The sequence below is a fragment of the Brevundimonas sp. genome (assembly GCF_046295075.1).
GTDB lineage: Bacteria > Pseudomonadota > Alphaproteobacteria > Caulobacterales > Caulobacteraceae > Brevundimonas.
The window spans coordinates 26,046-50,897 of sequence record NZ_JBKBOC010000016.1 but is presented as its reverse complement, the minus strand read 5'-3'; the positions used below and the strand labels follow the sequence as shown (position 1 = coordinate 50,897).

Here is a 24,852-nt window from a genome sequence, read left to right as displayed (position 1 = left end):
CTGCGCCGCCCGAAAGGCGACGCTGCGCCTCTTATGCCCGCAGCTTGCCGCCCTGCTTTTCCACCGCCGCCACGACCTTGGCGGTCAGGGCTTCGATCTCGGCCTCGGTCAGGGTGGCGTCGCGGGGTTGGATGACGACTTCCAGGGCGACGGACTTGAAGCCCTCGTCCACGCCCTTGCCGCGATAGACGTCGAACACCCGGACGTCGGCGATCAGCGCCTTGTCGGCGCCGGCCGCAGCCCGGACCAGGTCGCCGACCGGCTTGGCGTCCTCGACCACGAAGGCGAAATCGCGGGTCAGGGGCATCAGGGGCGACAGGTCGGCCGATCCGCGCGCCTTGCCACCCTTGCCGCGCGGCTCGGGCACATTGTCGAGCACGATTTCGAAGCCCAGGATCGGGCCGTCGGCGTCCAGCGCCTTCAGCACGCGCGGGTGCAATTCGCCGAATTCGACCATCACATTCTTGGGGCCCAGTTGCAGCCGGGCTGAACGGCCGGGGTGCCACCAGTCGCGGTTCTGACCCTGGACCAGTTGCAGTGAGGCGACCGGGGCGCCGATCTCCTCCAGCAGGGTGGTCAGATCGGCCTTCAGGGCGAACAGGGCGTCCTCGCCGGCGCCGGCCCAGTGCCGGGCGGCGTGAGGGGCGACCAGGGCGGCGATGACCGTGCGCTGATCGCCTGGACCGTCGCCCAGATAGATGGGGCCGATCTCGAACAGGGCGGCGTCGGCGAAGCCGCGCGCGGCGTTGCGCGCCGCCGCCTGGATCAGGTTCGGCAGGATGGATGACCGCATGCAGTCCAGATCGGCCGCGATGGGGTTCTCCAGCACCAGCCTGTCGTCCCCGCCGCCGAACAGGGCCGCGGTAGATTGCTTGGTGAAGGACCAGGTGACGGCCTCGGCATAGCCCAGGGCGGCCAGGGCACGGCGCGCCGTGCGGACGCGGGCCTGACGGGGGCTCAGCACGCCGCCGGCGGGGCGGGCGACGGGCGGAAGGGGCGTGTCGGGCAGGCTGTTGAAGCCCTCGATCCGCGCCACTTCCTCGACCAGATCGGCCCGGCCCTCGACGTCGCGCCGCCACGACGGCGGGGTCACGGTCCAGGGCTCGGCCTGATCGGCGGGGCCGGCGGTGACCTTGAAACCGAGCTGGCCCAGGATGGTCCCGATCCGGTCGTCGTCCAGGTCCATGCCGCTGAGGCGTTTCACATAGGCGGGGTCGAAGGCGAAGGGCGACGGGCTGGCCGGGGGCTCGCCGACGAAGACGATCTCGGACGGCTCGCCGCCGCACAGGTCCAGGATCAGGCGGGTGGCAAGCTCCAGCCCCGGCGTGACCGAGACCGGATCGACGCCTCGCGCGAACCGGTACTGGGCGTCGGAATGGATGCCGAGCGCGCGGCCCGTCTGGGCGACGACCAGCGGGTCGAACCAGGCGCTTTCGACGAAGACGTCGGTCGTGGTCTCGTCGCAGCCGGTGCTCTCGCCGCCCATGACGCCGCCCAGGCCGATGGGGCGCTCGCCCCCGGCGTCGGCGATGACGCAGTCGGCGGCCGAGGCCGCATAGGTCTTGCCGTCCAGGGCGATCAGATGCTCGGGCTCGCCGCCCTCGATATGGGCGGTCTCGGCCGACACTTGGCCCGCGCGCACCACGATCTCGGTCCCGACCAGCTTGGCCACGTCATAGACGTGCAGCGGCCGGGCGCGGTCGTAGGCGATCAGATTGGTCACATCGACCAGCCGGTTGATCGAGCGCAGGCCGATGGCGGTCAGGCGTTTCTGCAGCCAGGCCGGCGACGGGCCGTTCTTCACGCCGCGAATGACGCGACCGGCGAACACCGGGCACATCTCGGGCGCATCCAGCCGCACGGTGATCGGCGACGGGAAGGCCCCGCGCACCACGGCGATGTCGAAATGCTTCAGCTTGCCGACGCTGGCGGCGGCCAGATCGCGCGCAATGCCGGCGACGCCCAGCCAGTCGGGACGGTTCGGCGTCACTTCGAAATCGATGACGGGTTCCGCGCCGAACAGACCGGCGACGGGGGTTCCCACCGGGATCTCGGGCGGCAGTTCCTGGATGCCGTCGCTTTCGTCCGCCAGCTCCAGCTCGGAGGCCGAGCACAGCATGCCGTTCGACACCACGCCGCGCACCGGCTTCTCGACCAGGGTCACGCCCAGGCCGGGCACATAGGCGCCGATGGGGGCGTAGATGGTGGTCAGGCCCGCCCGCGCGTTCGGCGCGCCGCAGACGATCTCCTTCAGCCCATCGACGGTCTCGACCTGACAGACCTGAAGCCGGTCGGCGTTCGGGTGACGCTCGGCCGACAGGATCTTGGCCACGGTGAAGGGCGCCAGCTTGGCGGCGGGATCGAGAACCTCCTCGACCTCCAGCCCGGCCATGGTCATGGCCTCGGCGATCTGATGGACGTCGGCCTCGGTTTCGAGGTGGTCCTTCAGCCAGGACAGGGTGAACTTCATTCCGCTGGCCCTGTCGCGGTCGGCACAGCCGCCATCTGTTCGAGGATTTGCGGCGAGCCGGTGAAACCGACATTGTAAAACTCGCAGCCGACGAAGGTGCAGTTATGCATCGGCACGGTGCCCAACGCCTTGTCCCCCATTGGTTGCAGCAGCAGGTTCTTCATTCCGCCGCGCGAGTCGCCGAAGTTGGTTTCATCAAAGGTCGTACCGCCGCCGATCAGAACGACGGCTGGCCCTTGAAAACGACATCCAGTGAAGGTTCGCCCGACGACGGCGCCTTGTTGTTGATGAGCCGCATAGAGGTCGTACAGATTGATATCGACGTCGATAAAATCCGTCTGAGTCAGCGATTTTGCGACGCTCATCGGTCGGTTGATCGGGAGGCGCGACATTAGACCTGACCTTCCTGAGCGGCGACAAGTTGTTCCGCAAGCTCATCAAGAAAGGCGTCCGCGCCCGTGAAGCCGATCTGCACCATACGGCAACGCACGAAGCTGCAATTTTCAAGACCCACAGCGCCAACCAACATTGGCCCCTGAGGCTTGTACATAAGAGAGCGTGGATTTGCAGCGACACCCATGTTGCAACTGTCGAAGGTCGTAGAGCCCAGAGGCATGACCAGAGCCGGACCCTCGATCACGCAATCAGTGAACGTCTTGTTGCGAATAACGGGGTCGCCCGCGTTCATATGATGCACGGCGAGCAAAGGCAGCCAGACACCTTCATTTGAAAAAGTCGATCTCGCAATGAGCTCACGGCCGAAGGCTTCGGACATTACATCGGTCATCTTGAAACTCATTCAGCTCAGGCCCGAGGCCGGATTGGGGGCCGCGAAGGCCGAGAAGCCGTAGTGCGCCAGCCAGCGGGTGTCGGCGTCGAACATGGGGCGCAGGTCGGGCACGCCATATTTCAGCATGGCCAAGCGATCCACGCCCATGCCGAAGGCGAAGCCCTGATATTCGTCCGGGTCGATGCCGCAGTTCCTCAGCACATTGGGATGCACCATCCCGCAGCCGAGGATTTCCAGCCAGTCGTCGCCGGTGTTGAACACCAGCTTGCCGCCCGAGCGGTCGCAACGGATATCCATCTCGGCCGAGGGTTCGGTGAAGGGGAAGTGGTGCGGCCGGAACCGCGCCTGGACCTCGTCCAGCTCGAAGAAGCGGGCGATGAAGGTCTGAAGCGTGGTCTTCAGGTGGCCCATATGGATGTCGCGGTCGATCACCAGGCCTTCGATCTGGTGGAACATCGGCGTGTGGGTGGCGTCCGAATCCTTACGGAAGGTGCGGCCCGGCGCGATGATGCGGATCGGCGGCTTCTGGGACATCATGGTGCGGACCTGCACCGGCGAGGTGTGGGTGCGCAGCACCTTGCGCTCGCCCGTCTCGGGGTCGGGCTTGAGGAAGAAGGTGTCGTGCATCTCCCGCGCCGGATGTTTGGGCGGGAAGTTCAGGGCTGTGAAGTTGTGGAAGTCGTCCTCGATGTCCGGGCCTTCCGCGACCGCAAAGCCCATCTCGGCGAACAGGGCGATCATCTCGTCCATCACCTGCATGGTCGGATGGACCCCGCCCTTCCTGCGCGGCCGGGCCGGCAGGGTCAGGTCGATGCGTTCGGCCTGAAGCCGGGCGTCCAGCTCGGCGGCTTCCAGCTCGGCCTTCTTGGCGGTGATGGCGGCGGCCACGCGGTCGCGCAGGCCGTTGATCATCGGCCCCTGTTCGCGGCGTTCGTCGGGGCTCATCGCGCCCATGCCCTTCAGCAGGCCGGAGACGGAGCCGGACTTACCCAGGGCGGCGACGCGCACCTCTTCCAGGGCGGCGACGCTTTCGGCACCGCCGATAGCGTTGATCAGGTCGAGTTCGAGTGTGGCGAGATCGGTCATTTGCCCCGTGCCTTAACGGGTGGAACGGCTTTCGTCACCCTTCAAGGGGCGGATGCGATGGCGTGAAGTTCCGACGCCGGCGCCTTGTTGGCCGCTACGATCCAGGCGGGCGGTTCCGGCTCCCAGCGGATCGGGCGACCGTCAGTCTGCATCCAACGGTGCAGCCACGAGATTCCGTTGGCGCGGACATAACGATCTTCGTGACTGTAGATCGGATCGGCCAGCGCCTCCTCCAGCGGCACGAAGCGATAGCCGCGCGCGAGATACAGATCGTGGATCTGCGGATAATAGGTCTGGTTCAGGCTGTTGGCGTGCAGCAGCAGGACCTGCGCGGGTTCGCGCCCGCCGGCGACCTCGGCGCTGTAGGGTTCGAAGAACTCCAGCACCGTGGTCATGTGCACCACATAGGCTTGGCCGGTGCGCTGCATCAGGGCCTTGTCGCCCAGTTGCTCGGCCTTGCGATAGACGTCTGCGAACATCCAGTCGTTGTTATCGATGGTCACCGGCGCGACCGTATAGCCGCGCTGGGCCAGCCCCACCGCGATGGCGTCGTGCTTCTGCGGCGTCTCGCCGGTGAACAGATAGGGGTGGCGGAACCAGCGCAGGGGCTTGCCGCGCGCCTCCAGCACGTCGCGCACGATCGGCGACCCGGCGTCCACATCGGCCAGATAGGCCTCGGCCGTCGTGCGGTGGATGTTGATGTGGCTAAAGGTGTGGTTGCCCAGGTCCAGTCCGCCGTCCAGCCAGATGTTCAGGATGGGCGGCAGGGTCGCGTCGCGTTCGGCGTCGCACATCCGGCCTGCATTGACGAAGGCCGCGCCGTGGGTGTCCAGCGGCTTCAGCATGGCGACGAAGTCCTGGGTGACGGCCATCATCCGCGCCGGATTGCACAGGGTCGCCTCGTCCGCCTGGAACGGAAGATCGTCGAAGGTGACGGCGACGCGCCGCTCCTGCGAGACGGCGGGGTGGGCCAGGGCCAGAGCGAGAGCCAGGCTGAAAATCAGGGTGCGCATCATGGCGCGAGGCTAGCGGCGAAGCGCGCGTGGGGGAACGTTCATTCGGAATTGTGCGATTTCCATCCGTTGACGGATCAACTGTCGGAAACCCGCAGCGAAAGGTTCATGAACGGCAAAGCTGGCGTTAAATATCAGCCGCTAAGCAGGCCTCCGAACGGGTGGGGACCTTGATGCCGCGTATCGGTGACTTCGTTGATTTGATCGCGCCGGTGGCGCCGTCCACGCCTGGCGCGGATGTGTTCGAGCGGTTCCAGACCGAGCCCAACACCCTGGCCCTGGCCGTGGTGGACGACGACGGCCGCCCGGTCGGCATCATCGAGCGCAACGCCTTCACCCTGCGGATGGCGGCCGAGTTCGGGCGCGCCCTGTACGCCAGGAAACCGGCCGAAAGCCTGATGGACCGCAACGCCCCGATCGCCGAGGCGGCGACCAGCGCCGAGACCTTCTTCCAGGCCTATGGGGCGGCGGAACTGGGCGCCCTGCTGAGCGGCTTCGTCGTGGTGGCGGACGGTCGCTACGTCGGGGTCGGCACCGCGCTTCAGGTCGTCCAGGCCGGGGCGGCGCTTCACCGCCAGCGCGCCGAGGAGATGAGCGCCCTGGCCCGCGATTTGGCCCTGGCCGAGGCCGAAGCGGTCGCCTCCAGCCGGGCCAAGTCCGAATTTCTGGCGGTGATGAGTCACGAGATCCGCACGCCGCTGAACGGGGTGCTGGGCGTCGCCGCCCTGATGGACAAGAAGCTCGAACAGGAAGAACTGCGCCCCTATGTCCGCACGGTCATCGATTCCGGCCAGAGCCTGCTGCGGCTGCTGACCGACGCGCTGGACATGTCGCGCGCCTCGGCGGGGATGCTGACCCTGGAAGAAGAACCGCTGAACCTTTCGGCCGTCGCCTTCGATATCGACGCCCTGTGGCGGGCGCGCGCGGAAGAAAAGGCGTTGACCCTGACCGTCCGCACCGACTTCGAGTCCAGCCCCTGGGTCCGGGCGGACGGCATGCGAATCAAGCAACTGCTGAACAATCTGGTCGGCAACGCCCTGAAGTTCACCCAGTCCGGCGGCGTGGTCGCCACCCTGGCCAGTCGGATGACCCGCGACGGGCTCAGGGTCGAACTGACGGTGGACGACAGCGGCCCCGGCGTGCCCGAGGCGGCGGCGGCGACCATTTTCGACCCCTTCAACATCGGCAAGGCCGGGCGCGAGGGCGCCGGCGCCGGCCTGGGCCTGGCCATCTGCCGCCAGATCGCCGAGCGTATGGACGGAACCATCGGCCTGAGCGTATCGCCGCTGGGCGGGGCGCGGTTCCATGTCGTCCTGCCCCTGAGCGCCTGCGCGGCGGACGAGGCGGGCGCGACCCCGACCATGGCCGAGCCGACACCGCACGAGACGCTTCATGTGCTGGTCGTCGACGACAACCCGACCAACCGTTTCGTCGCCGGCAAGCTTTTGGAGATGTTCGACTGCACAGCCGAGATGGCCGAGAACGGCCGCGAGGCGTTGGAGGCGGTTCAGGCCCGGCGCTTTGACCTGGTGCTGATGGACATCAAGATGCCGATCATGGACGGGGTCGCCGCCACCCGCGCGATTCGCGCCCTGCCCGGCCCAGTCGCCCGACTGCCCATCCTGGCCCTGACCGCCAACGCCGATGAGCGCGACGAGCTGGACTATATCGCCGCCGGCATGAACGGCGTGGCGCAAAAGCCGATCCAGCCCGACGCCCTGTTGAACGCCATCCGCCTCGTTCTGGCCGGCGCCGAAGCCGAGGCCGAGGCTGACCGCTTGATTGAGGCAGCCGCCGCCTGAACCCACCAGCCCAAACGAAGAACGCCCGCCCCAGAAAACCGGAACGGGCGTCATTTCTTGTGCGCTACGCTCGCGACGCGGTCGCTCGCGGCTTGAGCGCGGCGCTCACGCCGACACCCTTAAGCGAGGGCGGCGCGAACCTTTTCGGCGACGGCCTTGAAGCCGGTCGGGTCAGCGGCGATCGAGGCCAGGACCTTGCGGTCCAGTTCGATGCCGGCCTTGTTCAGGCCGTTGATGAACTGGCTGTAGGTGAAGCCTTCCAGACGGGCGGCGGCGTTGATGCGCTGAATCCACAGGGCGCGGAAGTTGCGCTTCTTGGTGCGACGGTCGCGATAGGCGTATTGCCCGGCGCGATCGACGGCGGCCTTGGCCGTACGGATGGTGTTCTTGCGGCGGCCGGAGAAGCCCTTGGCCTGCTCCAGAACCTTCTTGTGCTTGGCGTGCGAGGTTACGCCACGTTTTACGCGAGCCATGTCGCTATTCCTTCAAATTCTTTGGGATGGAGATCAGTCGTACAGCGCGCGCCGATCAGGCGTACGGCATGTAGGATTTGATCTTCTTGGCGTCGGCGTCGGCCATGACCTTGGTGCCGCGGTTCTGGCGGATGTATTTCGAGTTGTGGCTGATCAAGCGGTGACGCTTGCCTGCAACGCCCGACTTCACCTTGCCAGTGGCCGTGAATTTGAAGCGCTTCTTGGCGCCTGACTTCGTCTTCAGTTTCGGCATTTCAGTCTCCTTTTTGAGGGGCTACCGCTCTTCGAGCTACTTGAGCCCGCGTCGTGGTGTTTCCTCAGAGTTTAAGAACCGCCCAGGCATGCCTGTTCGCCCGGCGGTTCGGTACGCGAAGGCGCGGCTTGTAGGCGAAGACGCCTGCCGACGCAAGATGAGTCACGTCAAGGACTTGGCGGGCGCCTCCGCCGCAACCTGACCCCGCCGGATCGCCCGCCCGGCGTTGATCGCCATGATCGCCGCCGGGATGGTCAGCAGCGCCCCGACCAGAAAGGGCCAGTCGTGCCCAAGGCCGGAAAACAGCGCGCCCGCGATTATCGGCCCGAAGATGCGCGCCGCCGAGCTGGAGGCCATGTTCAGCCCCAGCATGGCGCCCTGCCGGTCAGGCGGCGAGGCGCGGCTGATCATGGCCGAGATATTGGGCATGGCCATCGACATGCCGCACGCGCCCAGCGCCATGACCATCGGAATGACCCAGCCTTGAACGATGGGAATGGACAGGGCGCCCAGCTCCAGCCGGGTCGCCGGGAACCAGGCGACGGGCGCCAGCACCTGCAGCACCAGTGAGCTTCCGAACAGCAGCATGCCGACCGCCAGCACGCGCGATTCGCCGAACCGCCGCGCCAGCTTTCCGGCGAAGAACCCCTGGTTCAGGGTCGAGACGATGCCCACGATCATGAAGCTGAGCCCCACCTCGCGCGCACCCCATTGATAGCGGCTCTCGGCCCACAGGCCGAACACGCTCTCCATCGCCGAAAACCCGGCCATATAGATCAGGGTCACGATCAGCACCCGCGACACCACATCGTTGTCGCGCGCATCCTTCAGCCCCGCCAGAAAGGCCGGGCGCGGCGCGGCCGGATCGACCTTGGCCCGGCTCTCGCGCAGGAAGACGATCACCCCCACCGCCGCCACGGCCGCCAGGGCCGCGGCCAGGAAGATCGGCAGCTGGTATCCAAGACGCCCCAGTTGCGGCTGGGTCAGCAGCCCGCCCAGCCCCGGCCCGACGATGAAGCCCAGGCCGAAGGCGGCGCCGATCAGCCCCATCCGCCCCGCCCTCTGTTCGGGCGGCGTCACATCGGCGACATAACCCTGGACCGTCGAGATATTGCCCGCGCCCAGACCGGTGAACAGCCTGACCGCGATCGCCAGCCAGATGTTCGGCACGAAGGCCAGCATCAGATAGCCAAACGCATTGGCGATCAGGGTGATCAGCAGCACGGGCTTGCGCCCGATCCGGTCCGACAGCCGCCCCCAGAACGGCTCGGCGAAGAACTGGCCCAGCGAATAGGCCGAGAACATCAGCGTGATCTGCCACGCCTCGGCCTGCAGGCTCTGGGCGAAGAAGGGCAGCAGCGGCACCACCAGCCCGAACCCGACCAGATTGATGAAAACCGTGGCGAACAGCACGGCCAGCGCCGGGGTTTTCAGCTTGGGCGGGGTCGTCGGTGTCGCGGTCATCTCGAACGCTTAGCGCGACGCATCGTCGCTAGCGAGGCGGATTGTTCGCCTCCAGAAACCGCACCGTCTCGCGCAGCATCTGCTGGCGGGTGTCGGCGCGCGACAGCCAGTGATCCTCGCCCGCAAGCTCGATCAGTTCGACCGGCTTACCGGCCCGGCGCATCGCTTCGGCCATGACACGGCTTTGTTCGATGGGGACCACCGTGTCGTCGCGGCCGTGGATTAGCAACAACGGCGCCTCGACCGCTGTGGTCAGATGTGCGGGCGACAGCGCGTCCAGCGCCCGATCGTTGAAGCGAGCCGCCCCCATGAAGCGGTTCCAGTAACGGACTGTCTGATTGTTGCGCCCGCCCTCCTGCCGCGCCTCCCAGGCCACCATGCGGCGCAAGTCGGAGACGCCGGACACCGCCACGCCGCAGCGATAGACGCCCTTGTCCAGCGTCAGTCCCGCCATGGCGGCGTAACCGCCGTAGCTGGCCCCGACGACGCAGACCCGGTCGGGATCGACGATGCCCTGCTCGGTCAGCCACCGCACGCCGTCGGACAGGTCCGTCTGCATCTTGCGGCCCCATTCGCCGTATCCCGCTTCAAGGAAGGCGCGGCTGTAGCCCGTCGAACCCCGGAAATTGGCCTGAAGCACCGCATAGCCGCGCGAGGCAAGGGCCTGGCCCCACCAATCGAACCCGGCGACGTCCCGAGACGCGGGTCCCCCGTGAGCCAAAACCACCAGCGGCAGCTTCGACGGGTCGTCCACGCCGGGCGGCAGCGTCAGATAGCCGGAAATCTCAAGCCCGTCCGCCGCCGCGTATTGGATCTGGCGCACGGTCCCGACCTGTTCCGCTGCAATTTCGGGGTAGGACTGGGCCAGGATTTCGGCGACGCCACGGTCGAAGTTCACCAGCTGATACAGGCCGGATTCATTCTTGTCGGTAAAGACAAGGGCCATGGTCTGGTCCTCGTTCCAGGAGACCAAGCGCGGTGCCTTGCCCTCGAACGCGCGCGCGATGGCCCTCCACCGCCGAGCGGCCTCCGGCTCCAGGAACTCATACCGGGTTCCGTCCTCTTCCTCGCGCGACGCGCCCAAAAGAAGCCGGGTCGCCGAGTGGTGGATCAGGCTGTCGGGGTGATGTTCGAAAGGCAGGCGGGTCCACTCGCCCGTGTCCACATTCACTTCGAACATGACGGCGGGCGTCTCTCCGTCGATATCCTGCTGCGCCAGATCGGGACGATCCGCGCCGATCACTATCGTGCGCGGCGTACGGCCCATGCCGTAGAAGGCGGGCGTATCGACCGGCGCATCGACGCTCCAGGCTCCATAAAAGCCACGACCGCGCGGCAGCATCAGCGTCCAACGCCCGCTTCGTTCGACATAGCGGGCCATGGCGATGACCTCGCCCTGGCCGTCCACCACATAGTCGGCCGTCTCCCGTGTCATGATCTTAACGGGACGACCTCGACCGGTCTTCAGGTCGATCTGATGCAGATTGATCTGACCGTTGGCGAGATTGATGCCCCGCGCGAACAGCACCTCTCCCTCTGGGGTCCTGCGAATCGAGGGCCAGCCGTAGAGCACCGCCAGGACATCCGGCGTGTTGCTCAGCACCTGAACCAGCTTCTTCTTTTCGAGATCGACGATCTGACCGAAGTAGAATTCCGAAAGGGGCACCCCCAGCGTTGGGATGCTCCGGCTCTGGGACGTGATCACCAGAACCCTGCCCTCGCCGATCCAGCGCAGGTCTCGCACCTTGATCTCGCCGACCGTGGCGTTGAAGACGAGTTCGCCCGTCGCCATGTTCGTGACGACGATGGCCCGCGTTTCGCCCACCACCGCGATCAGGGCGATCAAATCGCCGCTTGGCGACAGCTCCATCAGTTCAACGGCGGGAGAGGCGCTATAGGCCTCCAGCGGAGGCGGAGCGCTTTGCGCCTGGACCTGAGCTTGGGCGCCCGAAACGAAAGCGCCGCTCAAGGCGACCACGCTCAACACGGTCAGGATCAATCCCGACAGAACAGACTTCAACATGAACTTCCCCACCCTAAGGCAAAGCTCAACCAGAAGACGCGCGTGGACGCAAGCGGCGGATGCGCCAACGAAAAACGCCCCGGTCCTGCGACCGGGGCGTCCTGTATTCAGCGATGGATCGCGATCAGCGCGGGGCGAGGATCATGATCATCTGGCGGCCTTCCATCTTGGGCGAGAACTCGACCTTGGCGATTTCGTCGAAATCGGCCTGGACCTTGTTCAGCAGCTTCATGCCCAGTTCGGGGTGCGCCATCTCGCGACCGCGGAAGCGAAGGGTCACCTTGACCTTGTCGCCCTCGTCGAAGAAGCGGTGCATGGCCTTGGTCTTCACCTCATAATCGTGGGTGTCGATGTTGGGGCGCAGCTTGATTTCCTTGAGCTCGACGACCTTCTGGCGCTTGCGCTGCTCGGCCTTCTTCTTCTGCTCCTGGAAACGGTGCTTGCCGTAATCGAGAATCTTGACCACCGGCGGCTCGGAGGTGGAGACGATCTCGACCAGGTCCATCCCGGCTTCTTCGGCAGCTTCGAGCGCGGAAGAGGTGGGCATGACGCCCTGTTTCTCGCCGTTCTGGTCGATGAGCAGAACGCGGGGGGCGCGGATATCCTGGTTCATACGCGGCCCGTCTTTCACGGGTGGCGCTTGCATGGGACGGCGAATGGGCGTCGTTTCCTTATGTGGTCAGAGAAGGCGTGTGTCTTAATAAGCGGAATGGCGCAGCGTGCGCCACGTTCCCCTCAAGGCCGCAATATGCGCCCGGAAAGCCGGTTTTTCAAGGCTTCGCGGGCGGGGCGCCGATATAGGCGTCGTGCAGCGCCAGCACCGCCTCGAACACATGAACCACGCTCAGGTCCTCGATGGGCGCGAACTGGCCGCGCGTCTCGTTCGACGCCGTCGTGCGTGTCTTTGGCCCCCACGGACCATACAGCCACCACTCGGTCGGACCGAACAGGCCCAGCGTGGGCCGACCCAGCGCTGCCGAGACGTGCATCAGGCCGCTGTCGTTGCCGACGAACAGATCGGCCCGGTCGATGGCGGCGGCCGAGGCCAGGATGTCACCCTTGCCGACGAAGTCGATAGCCCGAGGCCCTGCGGCCTCCAGGGCCGGCGTCGCCGGGGGCCGGTCGCCCGGCCCGCCCACGGGCATGAAGCGCCAGCCCTCGAAACGCGGTTCGACCTTCAGCTTCTCGACCAGGGCGCCCCAGCGGTCGGCGGGCCAGCTCTTGCCCGGCTGGTGCGCGATGGGGGCGAGCGCAATGATCCGGCCGGGACCGGCCCCGCCCGCCAGCTGCGGATCGATGACGCCGGCGGCCTCGGCGCGGGCCTGGTCGTCCAGGAAGATCTCGGGATCCAGCGGCGTCTGCGACCCCATCAGGCGCGACACCATCTCGACCTTGCGCAGCCCCGTCTCCCACGAGCGATTATAGACGATGCGGCGTTTGGCCGGGATCAGATAGCTGAGCGCCGACCCCCGGATGTCGATGACCAGGTCCCAGCGCGTGCCGACCACCTGTTTCCACAGGTCGAGCCAGTGGCCGGACATCTTCTTCTTGTCGAGCACGATGGTGCGCACCACGCCCGGCGCATGGCGGAAGAGGGGCGCGGGCGGCCGACCACAGGCGACGGTGATCTGCGCCCCCGGAACCTGGCGCGCGATCTCGCGGATCACCCCCGACGAGATGACGCAGTCGCCGATGCGGTTGGAGGTGACGAACAGAACTTGGGGTGCGGACATGGGGGGGGCGGACACGCGCTTTCACCTCATTGCAATCCGGCGCTTCGCTATCAGGCCCAAGGTCGTTATGCGAGAGCCGCTGGAGGGGAGCGATAATGAAGGTCGGAATTTTGGTGTTTGACGAGGTCGAGGTGCTGGACGCGCTCGGCCCGTTCGAAGTCTTCTCGGTCGCCAACCGGGTCCGCCGCCCTGACGGTGGAAAGAACGATCCGATCTTCGAGATGATCCTGATTTCGGTCGATCCGAACCGAACGGCGACGGCGCGCGGCGGCCTTCGCCTATCGCCCGACGTCTCGACCGAAACGGCGCCGGACCTGGATGTGCTCATCGTACCCGGCGGCGTGACCTCAAAGGTCGAAATGAATGACCGGCTGATCGCCTGGCTAGCCGCCCGGGCGGGAACGCCGATGATCGCCTCGGTGTGCACCGGCGCCTTCCTGCTGGCCATGGCGGGGCTGCTGCGTGGGAGACGGGCCACGACCCATTGGGAGGATTTGGACGATCTGGCGCGGCGCTTCCCTGATCTTGAGGCCGTCGCGGATGTCAGGTGGACCGGCGACGGCCGCGTCTGGACATCGGCCGGAATATCCGCCGGCCTGGACCTCAGTCTGCATCTCGTCGAAGTCCTGGCGGGTTGCGAGCGGGCCGTCGCGACCGCGCGCCAGATGGACTACCGATGGACGACGACCAAGCCTACCGATGAGATCGAGATCCATGTCTGACGATACCCTGCACCTGTCCCGCCCCGACGGGGAAACCCTCGCTTTCCGCCACATCGACGGCGACGGCCCGACCGTGATCTGGGTCGGCGGCTTCCGCTCCGACATGGAGGGGACCAAGGCCCTGGCCCTGGAGGCGGCCGCACGCGACCGCGGCTGGTCCTACGTCCGCTACGACCATTTCGCCCACGGCCAGTCCTCCGGCGACTGGCGCCAGGCCACGATCGGCCGCTGGCGCGAGGATGCGATCGCCCTGATCGACAGCCTGTCCGGCCCGGTCATCCCCGTCGGCTCATCGATGGGCGGCTGGGTGGCGCTGCTGGCGACCCTGGCCCGGCCCGAGCGCATCAAGGGCCTGGTCCTGGTCAATCCGGCCCAGGACTTCACCGAACGGCTGATGTGGCCCGGCCTGGCCGATCACGAGCGCCAGGCCATACTGCGCGAGGGCGAGACCCTGATCGTCGAGGAAGGCCTGGGCGAATACGTCCTGACCCGCCGCATGTTCGAAGAGGCGCGCGTCTGGCTGCTGCTGGACGGCGTCATCGACATCGCCGCGCCGGTCCACATCCTTCAAGGCCGAGCCGACGACGTGGTCCCCTGGCGCCACCAGATCGAACTGATCGAGCGACTGACGGGCGGCGACGTCCGCCTGGACCTGATAGACGGCGGCGACCACCGGCTTTCGACACCCACGGACCTCGACCGACTTGTGGCTGCGGTTGAGGGGATGCGGGGCTAACCCCAACTTGTCGTCATCCTCCGGCAAGCCGCGCCTTCGCGGCGCAGACCGGGCGACCCAGCGGCGCCGAAGGCGATGCGTCCACCGCACCACTGCAAAAACCTAGCCCGCGACAGGTTCGCGCTATCGCGCGCCGCTGGGTCCCCCGGTCTCGCTACGCTCGCCGGAGGATGACGAAAGGAAACCTATTTCCCGCCCGTCAGCGCCCCATACAGCTCCGTCCGCCGATCCCGGAAGAAGCCCCAGGCCGCGCGATACTTGTCCAGTTCATCCAGGTCGAAGCGGTGCACCAGCACCCCCTCCTCCTCGGCGCCCAGGCTCTCGACCAGGTCCCCGCGCTGATCAGCGATGAAGGAATGGCCATAGAAGGTCTGGCCCGCCTCCGTCACCGTCTCGTGCCCGATGCGATTGGCCCCGACGACGGGAACCGCGTTGGACACCGCATGCCCCTGCATGGCGCGCCGCCAGGGCTCGGCGGTGTGCAGGTCCGCGTCATGCGGCTCGGTGCCGATGGCGGTCGGATACATCAGGACGTCCGCGCCCATCAGCATCATCACCCGCGCCGCCTCCGGGAACCACTGGTCCCAGCAAATGCCGACCCCGACCTTGCCGAAGCGGGTGTTCCAGACCTTGAACCCCGTATCGCCTGGCCGGAAATAATACTTCTCCTGATAGCCGGGGCCGTCAGGAATATGGCTCTTGCGATAGATCCCCAACGCCTCGCCGTCCGCGTCCAACATGACCAGCGAGTTGTAATACTGCGGCCCGTCCTTCTCGAAGATCGAGACCGGAATGGCGACACCAAGCTCTTTCGCGACGGGGGCCATGGCCGTGACGCACGGATGCTCGCGCCATTCGTAGGCCTGAGTGAACCAGTGCTCCTCCTGCGAGACGCAGAAATACGGCCCCTGGAACAGCTCCGACGGCAGGATCACCTGCGCGCCCTTGCCCGCCGCCTCGCGCACTAAGGCGATAGTCTTGGCGATGTTCGCCTGCATGTCCTCGCCATACGAGGTCTGGATGCCAGCGACGGTGATGTTGCGGGTCATGCGGGCTCCTGCTGGGAGATGCAGTGGAACGAGCCGCCGCCGGTCAGGATGGCCTTGGACGGCAGCGGGATGATCTCGCGATCTGGGAAGGCTTCCTTCAACGCCTGACAAGCCATGTCGGCCGCCCGGTCGTCGCCATAGGTCGGCACAACGATCGCGCCGTTGGCGATCAGGAAGTTCATGTGACTGGCCGGGATCGGCCGTTCATCCTCGTCCAGCACCAGGCCCGGCGATGGAATCCTCAGCACACGGATCTTGCGTCCCGCCGCGTCCGTCATGCCGGACAGATCGCGCGCCGTGGCGTCATAGACCTCGGCGTTCGGGTCGGTCTTGCCCCAGGCGACCGGGCAGGCTGCCACTCCCGGCGCGACGAAACGGGCCAGGTTGTCGACGTGTCCGTCGGTGTGGTCGTTCAGCAGGCCGTCGCCCAGCCACAGCACGGCCTTGGCCCCGATGGCCTCTTCCAGCGCGGCGGTCGCGACCGCCTCGTCCTGCTTCCAGGCCGGGTTGCGATTGGGGTTCAGCAGGCACTGGCGCGTGGTCAGCACCGTCCCCTCCCCGTCGTGATCCAGCGACCCGCCCTCCATGACGAAGTCATTCCAGGTCAGGGCCACGCCCGAATGTTCGCCGATCTGACCCGCGACCAGCTCGTCGCCCGGCATGTCATATTTCCCGCCCCAGCCGTTGAACTTGAACGCCGCCGCCGTCTTCGATCCCACACCGAAGATCGGCCCGGTGTCGCGCAGCCAGATGTCGCCGAACTCGCCGGCCACCACCTCGACATTCTCGACCTCGGCGAAACGCACCTGGGCGTCCGCCAGAACCTCGGCCTTGCCGACCATCAGCTTGACCTGTTCGCGCCCAGGCCCCGCCAGCGCCCGCACCAGCCCCTCGACCTCGTCCTGCGCCTGTTCCAGCGCCTCGAACCAGTATTCCGCATGGCTGGGCCAGCCCACCCACATGGCGCGGTGCGGAGCCCATTCGGCGGGGATGAAAGCGGTCATCGGCGAACTGATCCTGTCTGGAGTTCCGGCGGATATCCGGGGACGAAACGCGAGCCGCGCCATATGGCCCCTCCCGCCCCCGACTTCAACGCCGGGGCTTTACGCAAAGAAAAAGGGCGGCCCGCGAACGGACCGCCCTTCGTCGTGTCAGCCTTGGCTTAGCCTTAGAAGGCGTAGCGCAGGGTCGCCATCACGGTGCGCGGCGAACCGACGCCGGCGAACGAGCGGCTGTAACCCAGTTGGCCCGGGGTGCCCGAAGAACGGGTGCCGAGGGTGCTGTAATACTGCTCGTCGAACAGATTGGTGACGTTCAGTTGCAGATAGGTGCCTTCGAAGCCCAGGGCGGCGAAGTCAAAGCGCGCGTCCAGATCGACGACGGTGTAGGCGTCAACCTTCAGGTCGTTCACGTCGGTGACCCAACGCTCGCCGGTGTACTTGCCCTGGACGCCGGCCGAGAAGACGTCGTTGAACTGGTAGGATGCACGCAGCGAATACATCTGTTCCGGAGTTTCGACCTGCTTCTTGCCCTTGGTCGGCAGACGGTTGCCGGCGCGGTCGAAGACGTAATCGTCTTGCAGTTCGCTATCCAGGAACGAAGCCGAACCGTAGAGGCTCAGCGCCTGGATCGGCGACCAACCCACCGAGATTTCGACGCCCTTGGATTCCACCGAACCCACGTTGCGATCGACGAACTGGTCCAGGTCCGGCTCGAAGGTGCTGACGATACGGTTGTCGAACTGGTTGAAGAAGCCCGAGGCCTGCGCGATCAACGTGCCGGCTGTGTAACGGTAGCCGAAGTCGACGTTCTTGGAGGTTTCCGGCTGAACGGTCGGGTTGCCGATCGAACCGTCCGCCAGACGGGTCGCAGCATACAGGCTGTCCGTACGCGGAGCCGACAGCGATTCCGAGTAGCTGGCGTAGATCGACTGGGCTCCGCCGAACTTGTAGGTCGCGCCGACGTTGGGCAGCACGGCGTCATACTTCACGGTGCGCGAATACGGCGCGACGTACTGGGTGGTTCCACGACCCGCGAAGGTCACGTTGCCGTTGGCCAGCGTCGTAGCGGGCGTTTCCGACGTGCAGATCACGTTGGAAGAGGCGTTCTGCGTGTAGCAGTTCTGGTTCAGCTCACGCGAGAAGAAGGGCGCGCGAACGCCGATGTTCACCGTCAGCGCCTCGTCCATGAAGCGGCCGATGTATTCCAGCGAGAACTGGTTCAGTTCGGCATAGGACAGACGGTCACGCGAACGCAGTGCGAAGCCGTCCAGGTTCACGACCCGATTGCCTTCTTCCTTCAGGCCGCCGAACTCGTCGACGAAGCTCGGGTTCGTCGGATCCGAGAAGTTGACGCGGCCGTACAGGCCGGTCTGACGGTGACGACCCCAATCCAGCGCATAGGCGGCGCGCAGGCGGTGATTGTCGTTCAGGTCCCAGATCAGCGAGCTGTTCAGGGTGTAGCGTTGGGTGTGGGTGTTGGACGGCGTCATGACGCGAACGCGGTCCAGAATGTCGCCGTCGCCGTTCAGATCGACGCCGCCGGTGGTGCGCGTGCCGCGGAGCAACAGGTCGTTCTCGGCCAGCACCGCTTGCTGCGAGCCGCCGTTGGCCAGGGTGTAGGAGAACGACGGATCGATCGTCAGGATCAGACCGTCAGCCAGGGTGAAGCGCGACTGGCCGCGGATGTTGCCCGTGTCGGACGGGTTGATGCGCAGGCCCCAGTAGTTGGCGCCGTTGCTGTCCACGTCTGCGACGCCGGGTCTGACAGTCGGGGCGGCGTAGGTGCGGTCGAAATCGACGCCCCAGCCGAACGGGCTGGTTTCAACGTCGCTGACGCAGACCTGGGTGCGGGCGACGTCGCAGAAGCCGGTCGCGGTGGCCAGGTTCGGGCCGTTGTAGTTGTTGTTGCGGTTTTCGTTCCAGTGCGCGGCCAGCGACAGGAAGTCGCCGTTGTCGCCCAGCGGCTGATAGATGCGGGCGTTGTACTGGGTCTTTTCCAGTTCGCCGATGCCCTTGAACTTGTCGTACTTCTGGTGCGAGGCAGCGAACCAGGCCGAGGTGCCCCAGGGACCGACGGCGCCCGTGTCGATCAGGCCCATGATGCGGTTGTAGCTGAAGTCGCCCAGCGAGCCTTGCAGCCAGCCACCGAAGTCAGCAGCCGGGCGGCGCGTGACGTAGTTGATGGTGCCGCCGGTCGCCGAGGCGGTCGGGCTGTCGACGTCGGTCGAACCGGTGTTGATCGAAGCGCGCTCGATCAGTTCCGGGTCCAGCTGCTGGTTGGTGTAGGTGGCGTAGTTGCCGGTGTCGTTCAGCGGAATGCCATCGAACGTCAGCGAGACGCGGTTGCCGTCGAAGCCGCGCAGACGGATGTTGCCGCCCGATGAGCCATAGGGGTCGGCGTTGGTGAAGCTGAGGCCCGGGGTCAGGTTCAGGGTCTGCAGGATGGTCTGGCCAGCGGCCTGGGTCGCGATGAACTCTTGACCGATCGTGTTACGCGTCTTGGCGACGGTTTCGGCGGTCGCGAGACCATCAATGGTGCGCTGACCACGAACGCCGGTGACGACGACTTCACCGACTTCGGTGGCTTCCGTACCCGTGGATTGGGCGGAGGCGGCGCCGGCGAAGGCGAGCGAGCCGACGAGGGCGGTGGTCGCCCAGATCAGGCTTTTGCGAGTTATCATTACATCTATCCCCAGATGGACGGCGCGAATGGCCTGGGCGGCAAGCGGCCATCGCCTGTCGCAATCCAGCCCCCTCTAGGACTCATGTTGAACCTTGGGACGACAGTTATGTAACAGCAATATGACAGCGCCCTGGGAGTGGTCTTGGCGCCACACCTTTCGTGCCGGCGTCGGGCGCTCAGTCCGAGATGCGTTCGAAGACGTCCACGATGCCGCGCGCTGTAGGAAGGATCGCATGAGGCTCGTGGAAGTTGCCGTTGACCTGGCTCTGCGCGATCACATGGGCGCGGAAACGGGTGAACAGGGCGGTATCGGGCGCTTGTGGCGCGGACCAGAAGGCGTCGATTGGCTGCTGGTCGGTCAGGCCGTCGAAATCGAAGAAGGCGTCGCCCATCACCTTGACCGGCGTGTGGAAGCCTAGAGCCGACAGGGCGGCGCTGGAGTTGTTGACCACCATGCCTTGGGACGCGCGGCACAGGGCGGCCAGGTTGCCGCCGTCGATGAAATCGACGCGACCGGCCAAGCCGTGCTCTTGCGCCAGTCGCATCGTCACGACGCGCAGATTCACAAGACCCGGATCCAGCGGATGATTCTTGACGACAAGTCGTGTGCCAGCGGGAGCGTTTGCGGCGAAACTCGCGATAACAGCCTTCAGAAAAGTCTGGTTATCGACGTATTGCGAATATCGCAGAAGTTGGGCGTCGCCCTCGCGCTGCAGGCAGGCGATGAAGAAGTCCCCGCGCGCCTTTATGACATCGGCGTCGTAATTCTCGACCCTGCGGAACGCCAGGCCGACATAGCGACGGATATGGCCGAGGCACTGTTTCAGCGGCGAAAAAACATAGGGTGCAGCGTAACGGGGGAACAGCGCGCCGCCGACGATCTGGGCGGCGTGATAGGCGCTGATATTAGCCACATGGTGTGGCAAGATCTTGCCGATAGCGATCGGTTCGGGAACCGGCGGCGCCGGCTCGGGATAACCATCGCGGAAGCGCGGCAGGGCGCTGGAGCCGTTGACGCCATTCCGCTCGACGGTCACCCAATCGGGGCGGAAGTAGCCGTTTTCCAGCACCCAAACCCTGCAGCCCAAGTTATCGCAGTCCGACAGGATTGCGCGATTGTAAGGACCTGCCTCACCAAACAAGACGAGATCGGTGAACTCTGGCGCGAGGGTTTCGAGACGATCGACCCACTGTTCGGGCGCATCCTTGAAGGTGACCCCGCCTTGACGCCGCCAGTTCAGCGCGTCGCCGGCGTTGAAGATCATGCGCCTGACGCTGGCCCCGCGCTCTTCAAGCACACCGGCCAAGGCCATGCCGAAAGAACCGAACGGAGCGGATACGATAAGAAAACGGCGGCCAGCCAGCGGCTTGTTGCGATCCAGGTTCGGAAAGGCGGACAAAACTGCAGAGCGTGATGTCTGAGAAGGACGCGATCGGCGCATCACATCGGGTCGAGAGACCTCGGCCCTAAGCCGGTAACGTCGACGGCGGCGTGCGGAAAGAAATCTGGGCGATGATCGTAGGTCGGCCATCACGCCAGACCATACTCTGAACACGCACGACCATCCAGAACCAGTGTTTGGGGTTCTGCACAATCATGACGCTTGTGGACGGAGATCATCTTCGCCCTTTTGTCGCGGCGAGCCGATAGGATCAATCGAAATCGGCGTCCTCCGCCAGGTTTGCACAAGCGGAGTTTTTGATGTGGCTCTTCAGAATCGAAGCCGCCGCCACCCAGCGGGTGACGACGGCTTGATGTCTTGTTATCGACGATTTTCATCGTTCTTCGGTCGCCGGCCTGGCACGCCAGACCGGCTTCCTGAAGAGACTTAGAAGTTGATGTCGATGGTCGCGCGGCGGTTGAGCGGTTCACGCACACCGTCGGCGGTCGGCTTGGCCAGGTTGGTTTCGCCCTTGCCGTCGAGGGCGATGACGCCGCCGTTGACGCCTGCAGCAACCAACGAGTCCGCGACGGTGCGCGAACGGCGGTTGGACAGACCCAGGTTATAGGCGGCCGAACCCGAGGTGTCGGTGTAGCCAACGATCACGACGCGCGTCGGACGACCCGACTTGGCGTAGTTGGCGGCTTGGGTGACGACCGAGCGGGCTTCCGCCGTCAGGTCCGAACGATCCCAGTCGAAGTAGACGACGAACTGGCGAGCGACCGGGGTCTGAGCGACCGGCGCCGGGGGCGGCGGGGGCGGAGGAGGCGGCGGGGGCGGAGGAGGCGGGGGAGGCGGCGGCGGCGGTGCATCTTCCGCACCGAAGCTGTAGCGCAGACCCAGGGTCACGGTGTGCGACTGATCGTAGTCGCCGTCCCATTCGCCGAACTGCGTGGCGCCGACGCCCGTGCCGACCGTCGTCGAGGCGAAGCCAGCGTCGCCCGTCAGATAGCGGTAGGTCAGGTCGATGTTGGTGCGGTCGCCCACAGCCCAGGCCAGACCGGCGATCGCCTGAGCGGCGAACTTGGTCGAGTCGTCATCGGCCGTGAAGGTCGCGCCGCGGTTGGCGCGCAGGTTGCCCGTCAGGTCAGTCTTGACGCGGTTCACACCAGCGCCGAGGCCGACGAAGGGACGGATGCCCCAGGCTTCATAACCGAAGTCATAGATGACGTTCGCCATCAGGGTGACGGATTCGATGTCGCCTTCAGGGGAGAAGCAACCGCCCGTCGCCGGGGTGAAGTTGCAGAGGCCCTGCGTGCCCGAAACGGCGCGAACCGTGCCGACGTCGCCCGAGCGGTAGCCGCCTTCGAGTTCCGCACGCCAGTTGGGGTTGAAGCGATAGCCGAGACGGGCGAACGCCGCCCAGCCGTCATTCACTTCATAGTTCCAGTTGGCGCCGGTCGTCGACGACTCAGCGTTGATGTCGTCGATCATGTGGTACCCGGCGTCGATCGCCCCGTACCAACCATTGGGTTCTGCCGATGCGGCCCCGGCTGCGAACAGCCCGGCTGCGGCGACAGAGGCGAGAAGTTTGAGCTTCATAGCTTCCTCACTGTGTGAATTGCGCGAAGCTGCGCGTTGGCACAGCGTTCCCGAGCCGAACGGCATGGCTGGCGTCCGGTTCCGCTCTCGGATTAGGATTGTGACGACTGTGGCGCCGTTTCAACACATTGGGCGCCTGCGAAAGGAAACGATTATGACGATGCGGTTCGACGGACAGGTGGCGATCGTCACGGGCGCGGGCGGCGGCCTGGGGCGCGAGCATGCTCTGGCGCTGGCGGCGCGGGGGGCCAAGGTGGTGGTCAACGACCTGGGCGGGGCCCGCGACGGTTCGGGCGGATCGGCCAGCGCCGCAGAGGCCGTGGTCGCCGAAATCGAGGCGGCCGGCGGCGAGGCCATCGCCAATGCGGCCTCCGTCACGGACTATGCGGCGGTCCAAACCATGGTCGATCAGGCCATGGCCAAATGGGGCCGGATCGACATCCTGGTGAACAACGCCGGCGTCCTGCGCGACAAGAGCTTCGCCAAGATGGAGATCGAGGATTTCCGCTTCGTCGTCGACGTCCACCTGATGGGGGCGGTCAACTGCACCAAGGCGGTGTGGGAGATCATGCGGGGGCAGAACTACGGCCGGATCGTGATGACCACCTCGTCGTCGGGCCTGTACGGCAACTTTGGACAGTCGAACTATGGCGCGGCCAAGATGGCCCTGGTCGGGTTGATGCAGACCCTGTCGATCGAAGGGGCCAAGAACGACATCCGCGTCAACTGCCTGGCCCCCACCGCCCACACCCGCATGACCGAGGACCTGGGCGCGGCGCTTCCACTGGAAGCCCTGTCCCCCGCCCTCGTCACGCCCGGCCTGCTGTATCTGGTCAGCCCCGACGCCCCCAGCCGCGCCATCCTGGCGGCCGGCGCCGGCGGGTTCGAACGCGCCTATGTCACCCTGACCCAAGGTGACTTCATCACGGGCGAGGATGCGCCCGAACAGGTCGCCGCCCGCTTCGACGCCATCTCGGACCGCACCGGCGAGATCGTGCCGGACATGGGCGCCGCCCAGGGCATGATCGAACTGACCAAGGCCCAGAAGGCGCACTCTTCTTAGAGGGCCTATCGCGCTGCGCGCTACTTGAGGCCAGTTGTCGATACGACGCTTGCGTTGACGTGGCGGCAGGCGCCTAACTTCCATCCAGAGGAAACCGGCCTCAAGCAGCGCGAAGCGCGATAGGCCAAACAAAAATGGGCTCAAGTAGCCCGAAGGGTGATAGCCCCAGGAGGAAAGCTCATGCGCGAAGCCGTCATCGTCTCCACCGCCCGCACCCCGATCGGCCGGGCCTATCGCGGGGCCTTCAACGACACCCAGGCCCAGCAGCTGGGCGCCCACGCCGTGAAGCACGCGGTCCAGCGCGCCGGCGTCGATCCGGCCGAGATCGAGGACGTCGTCATGGGCGCGGCCCTGCAGCAGGGTTCGACCGGAACCAATGTGGCGCGCCAGATCGCCCTGGCCGCCGGCCTGCCCTCGACCGTTCCGGGCATGAGCCTGGACCGCCAGTGCGCCTCGGGCCTGATGGGCATCGCCACGGCGGCGAAACAGGTGGTGTTCGACCAGCAGAAGATGGCGGTCGGCGGCGGGCTGGAAAGCATCTCCCTGGTCCAGAACCAGCACATGAACCTGTACCGCGGCAAGGACGAGGCCCTGCTGAAGCTGGCGCCGCATATGTATATGTCGATGCTGGAGACGGCCGAGGTCGTGGCCCGGCGCTATGGCATCTCGCGCGACCGCCAGGACGAATACGCCCTCCAGTCCCAGCAGCGCACGGCGGCGGCGCAGGAGGCGGGCCGTTTCGACGCCGAGATCGTGCCCATGACCACCTCCATGCTGGTCACGGACAAGGCGACCGGCCAGACCTCATCGAAAGAGGTGACCCTGTCGAAGGACGAGGGCAACCGGCCCGAAACCACCCTGGAGGGCCTGAAGTCGCTGAAGCCGGTGTTCGGCGCCGGCGAGGAAATCCAGCAGGGCGAATTCATCACCGCCGGCAACGCCTCACAGCTGTCGGACGGCGCCTCGGCCTGCGTGATCATGGAGGCCGGCGAGGCGGTGAAGCGCAACCTTCAGCCGCTGGGCGTCTATCGCGGCATGGCCGTGGCGGGCTGCGAGCCCGACGAAATGGGCATCGGCCCGGTCTATGCGGTGCCCAAACTGCTGAAGCGCCACGGCCTGACGGTGGACGACATCGGCATCTGGGAGCTGAACGAGGCCTTCGCCGTCCAGGTCCTGTATTGCGCTGAAACCCTCGGCATTCCGATGGACCGACTGAACGTCTCTGGCGGCGCCATCTCCATCGGCCACCCCTACGGCATGTCCGGCGCCCGCATGACCGGCCACGTCCTGATCGAGGGCAAGCGACGCGGCGCCAAATACGGCGTCGTCACCATGTGCATCGGCGGCGGCATGGGCGCGGCCGGCCTGTTCGAGATTTTCTGACCGCTACAGCCGTCATCCTCGGGCTTGACCCGAGGACCGGACGCGGATCGGGCTGTGCCTCGCCGTTAACGCAAGGCGGCGGACGGTCCGGCCCTCGGGTCAAGCCCGAGGGTGACGGCGGATT

The 24,852-nt window shown here is 66.0% G+C and carries 21 protein-coding genes; 5 read left to right on the top strand and 16 right to left on the bottom strand.

What is annotated here, in order from left to right:
- Positions 1–31: 31 nt before the first annotated feature.
- From pheT to ACK4MH_RS12455, 5 genes are read right to left on the bottom strand one after another with little or no spacing between them, the layout of a single operon-like run.
- A complete protein-coding gene (pheT, locus tag ACK4MH_RS12475; protein ID WP_409718856.1) occupies positions 32–2,470 on the bottom strand; it encodes a phenylalanine--tRNA ligase subunit beta in 2,439 nt (812 codons plus the stop codon).
- Complete coding sequence (locus tag ACK4MH_RS12470) at positions 2,467–2,835, bottom strand: hypothetical protein (RefSeq protein WP_409718854.1); 369 nt, start codon at positions 2,833–2,835, stop codon at positions 2,467–2,469. The genes pheT and ACK4MH_RS12470 overlap by 4 nt, the downstream gene beginning before the upstream one ends.
- Before the next feature lie 26 nt (positions 2,836–2,861).
- Positions 2,862–3,257 carry a hypothetical protein gene (locus ACK4MH_RS12465; protein WP_409718852.1) on the bottom strand — a complete coding sequence of 132 codons (396 nt, stop codon included), beginning with the start codon at positions 3,255–3,257 and terminating at the stop codon, positions 2,862–2,864.
- Positions 3,258–3,269: 12 nt separating this feature from the next.
- On the bottom strand, positions 3,270–4,346 hold the full coding sequence (gene pheS / locus ACK4MH_RS12460; RefSeq protein WP_409718850.1) for a phenylalanine--tRNA ligase subunit alpha: 1,077 nt from the start codon (positions 4,344–4,346) through the stop codon (positions 3,270–3,272).
- Positions 4,347–4,387: 41 nt separating this feature from the next.
- Positions 4,388–5,362, bottom strand: a complete 975-nt coding sequence (locus ACK4MH_RS12455; RefSeq protein WP_409718848.1) for a polysaccharide deacetylase family protein — start codon at positions 5,360–5,362, stop codon at positions 4,388–4,390.
- Between the two features lie 170 nt (positions 5,363–5,532).
- Between ACK4MH_RS12455 and ACK4MH_RS12450 the strand changes: the two genes are divergently transcribed.
- The gene (locus tag ACK4MH_RS12450; RefSeq protein ID WP_409718846.1) at positions 5,533–7,161 is read left to right on the top strand and encodes a response regulator; all 1,629 of its coding nucleotides are present in this window, start codon (positions 5,533–5,535) and stop codon (positions 7,159–7,161) included.
- 119 nt (positions 7,162–7,280) lie between these two features.
- On the opposite strand, the gene rplT is transcribed toward ACK4MH_RS12450, so the two are convergent.
- From rplT to ACK4MH_RS12420, 6 genes are all read right to left on the bottom strand, one after another.
- Positions 7,281–7,634, bottom strand: a complete 354-nt coding sequence (gene rplT, locus ACK4MH_RS12445) for a 50S ribosomal protein L20 (protein ID WP_135193771.1) — start codon at positions 7,632–7,634, stop codon at positions 7,281–7,283.
- Positions 7,635–7,689: 55 nt separating this feature from the next.
- Positions 7,690–7,887: a 50S ribosomal protein L35 gene (gene rpmI, locus ACK4MH_RS12440; RefSeq protein ID WP_135193772.1), complete on the bottom strand. Its 198-nt coding sequence runs from the start codon at positions 7,885–7,887 to the stop codon at positions 7,690–7,692.
- Between the two features lie 162 nt (positions 7,888–8,049).
- Positions 8,050–9,351, bottom strand: coding sequence for an MFS transporter (locus tag ACK4MH_RS12435; RefSeq protein ID WP_409718843.1), 1,302 nt, complete (start codon positions 9,349–9,351; stop codon positions 8,050–8,052).
- Between the two features lie 28 nt (positions 9,352–9,379).
- On the bottom strand, positions 9,380–11,374 hold the full coding sequence (locus ACK4MH_RS12430) for an alpha/beta hydrolase family protein (RefSeq protein WP_409718840.1): 1,995 nt from the start codon (positions 11,372–11,374) through the stop codon (positions 9,380–9,382).
- Positions 11,375–11,498: 124 nt separating this feature from the next.
- Positions 11,499–12,020 (bottom strand): translation initiation factor IF-3, encoded by a 522-nt coding sequence (gene infC, locus ACK4MH_RS12425; protein WP_135193774.1) that lies wholly within the window; start codon positions 12,018–12,020, stop codon positions 11,499–11,501.
- 124 nt (positions 12,021–12,144) lie between these two features.
- Positions 12,145–13,107 carry a glycosyltransferase family 9 protein gene (locus tag ACK4MH_RS12420; RefSeq protein WP_409718837.1) on the bottom strand — a complete coding sequence of 321 codons (963 nt, stop codon included), beginning with the start codon at positions 13,105–13,107 and terminating at the stop codon, positions 12,145–12,147.
- A gap of 95 nt (positions 13,108–13,202) precedes the next feature.
- Between ACK4MH_RS12420 and ACK4MH_RS12415 the strand changes: the two genes are divergently transcribed.
- Positions 13,203–13,829: a DJ-1/PfpI family protein gene (locus tag ACK4MH_RS12415; protein WP_409718834.1), complete on the top strand. Its 627-nt coding sequence runs from the start codon at positions 13,203–13,205 to the stop codon at positions 13,827–13,829.
- Entirely contained in the window at positions 13,822–14,565 is a 744-nt protein-coding gene (locus ACK4MH_RS12410; protein ID WP_409718832.1) for an alpha/beta fold hydrolase, read from the top strand. Before ACK4MH_RS12415 ends, ACK4MH_RS12410 begins: the two co-directional genes overlap by 8 nt.
- A gap of 185 nt (positions 14,566–14,750) precedes the next feature.
- On the opposite strand, the gene aguB is transcribed toward ACK4MH_RS12410, so the two are convergent.
- The 5 genes from aguB to ACK4MH_RS12385 form a co-directional block, all read right to left on the bottom strand.
- A complete protein-coding gene (aguB, locus tag ACK4MH_RS12405; RefSeq protein WP_409718829.1) occupies positions 14,751–15,614 on the bottom strand; it encodes an N-carbamoylputrescine amidase in 864 nt (287 codons plus the stop codon).
- On the bottom strand, positions 15,611–16,618 hold the full coding sequence (locus ACK4MH_RS12400; protein ID WP_409718826.1) for an agmatine deiminase family protein: 1,008 nt from the start codon (positions 16,616–16,618) through the stop codon (positions 15,611–15,613). The genes aguB and ACK4MH_RS12400 overlap by 4 nt, the downstream gene beginning before the upstream one ends.
- A 164-nt stretch (positions 16,619–16,782) precedes the next feature.
- Positions 16,783–19,296 carry a TonB-dependent receptor gene (locus ACK4MH_RS12395; protein ID WP_409718824.1) on the bottom strand — a complete coding sequence of 838 codons (2,514 nt, stop codon included), beginning with the start codon at positions 19,294–19,296 and terminating at the stop codon, positions 16,783–16,785.
- Between the two features lie 178 nt (positions 19,297–19,474).
- Positions 19,475–20,611, bottom strand: coding sequence for a capsular biosynthesis protein (locus ACK4MH_RS12390; RefSeq protein ID WP_409718821.1), 1,137 nt, complete (start codon positions 20,609–20,611; stop codon positions 19,475–19,477).
- Positions 20,612–21,127: 516 nt separating this feature from the next.
- On the bottom strand, positions 21,128–22,282 hold the full coding sequence (locus tag ACK4MH_RS12385) for an OmpA family protein (protein WP_409718818.1): 1,155 nt from the start codon (positions 22,280–22,282) through the stop codon (positions 21,128–21,130).
- A gap of 154 nt (positions 22,283–22,436) precedes the next feature.
- Between ACK4MH_RS12385 and ACK4MH_RS12380 the strand changes: the two genes are divergently transcribed.
- Both ACK4MH_RS12380 and ACK4MH_RS12375 read left to right on the top strand, forming a co-directional pair.
- A complete protein-coding gene (locus ACK4MH_RS12380) occupies positions 22,437–23,345 on the top strand; it encodes an SDR family NAD(P)-dependent oxidoreductase (protein ID WP_409718815.1) in 909 nt (302 codons plus the stop codon).
- A 180-nt stretch (positions 23,346–23,525) separates the two neighbouring features.
- Positions 23,526–24,728 (top strand): acetyl-CoA C-acyltransferase, encoded by a 1,203-nt coding sequence (locus ACK4MH_RS12375; protein WP_409718812.1) that lies wholly within the window; start codon positions 23,526–23,528, stop codon positions 24,726–24,728.
- The last annotated feature ends 124 nt before the right edge of the window (positions 24,729–24,852 follow it).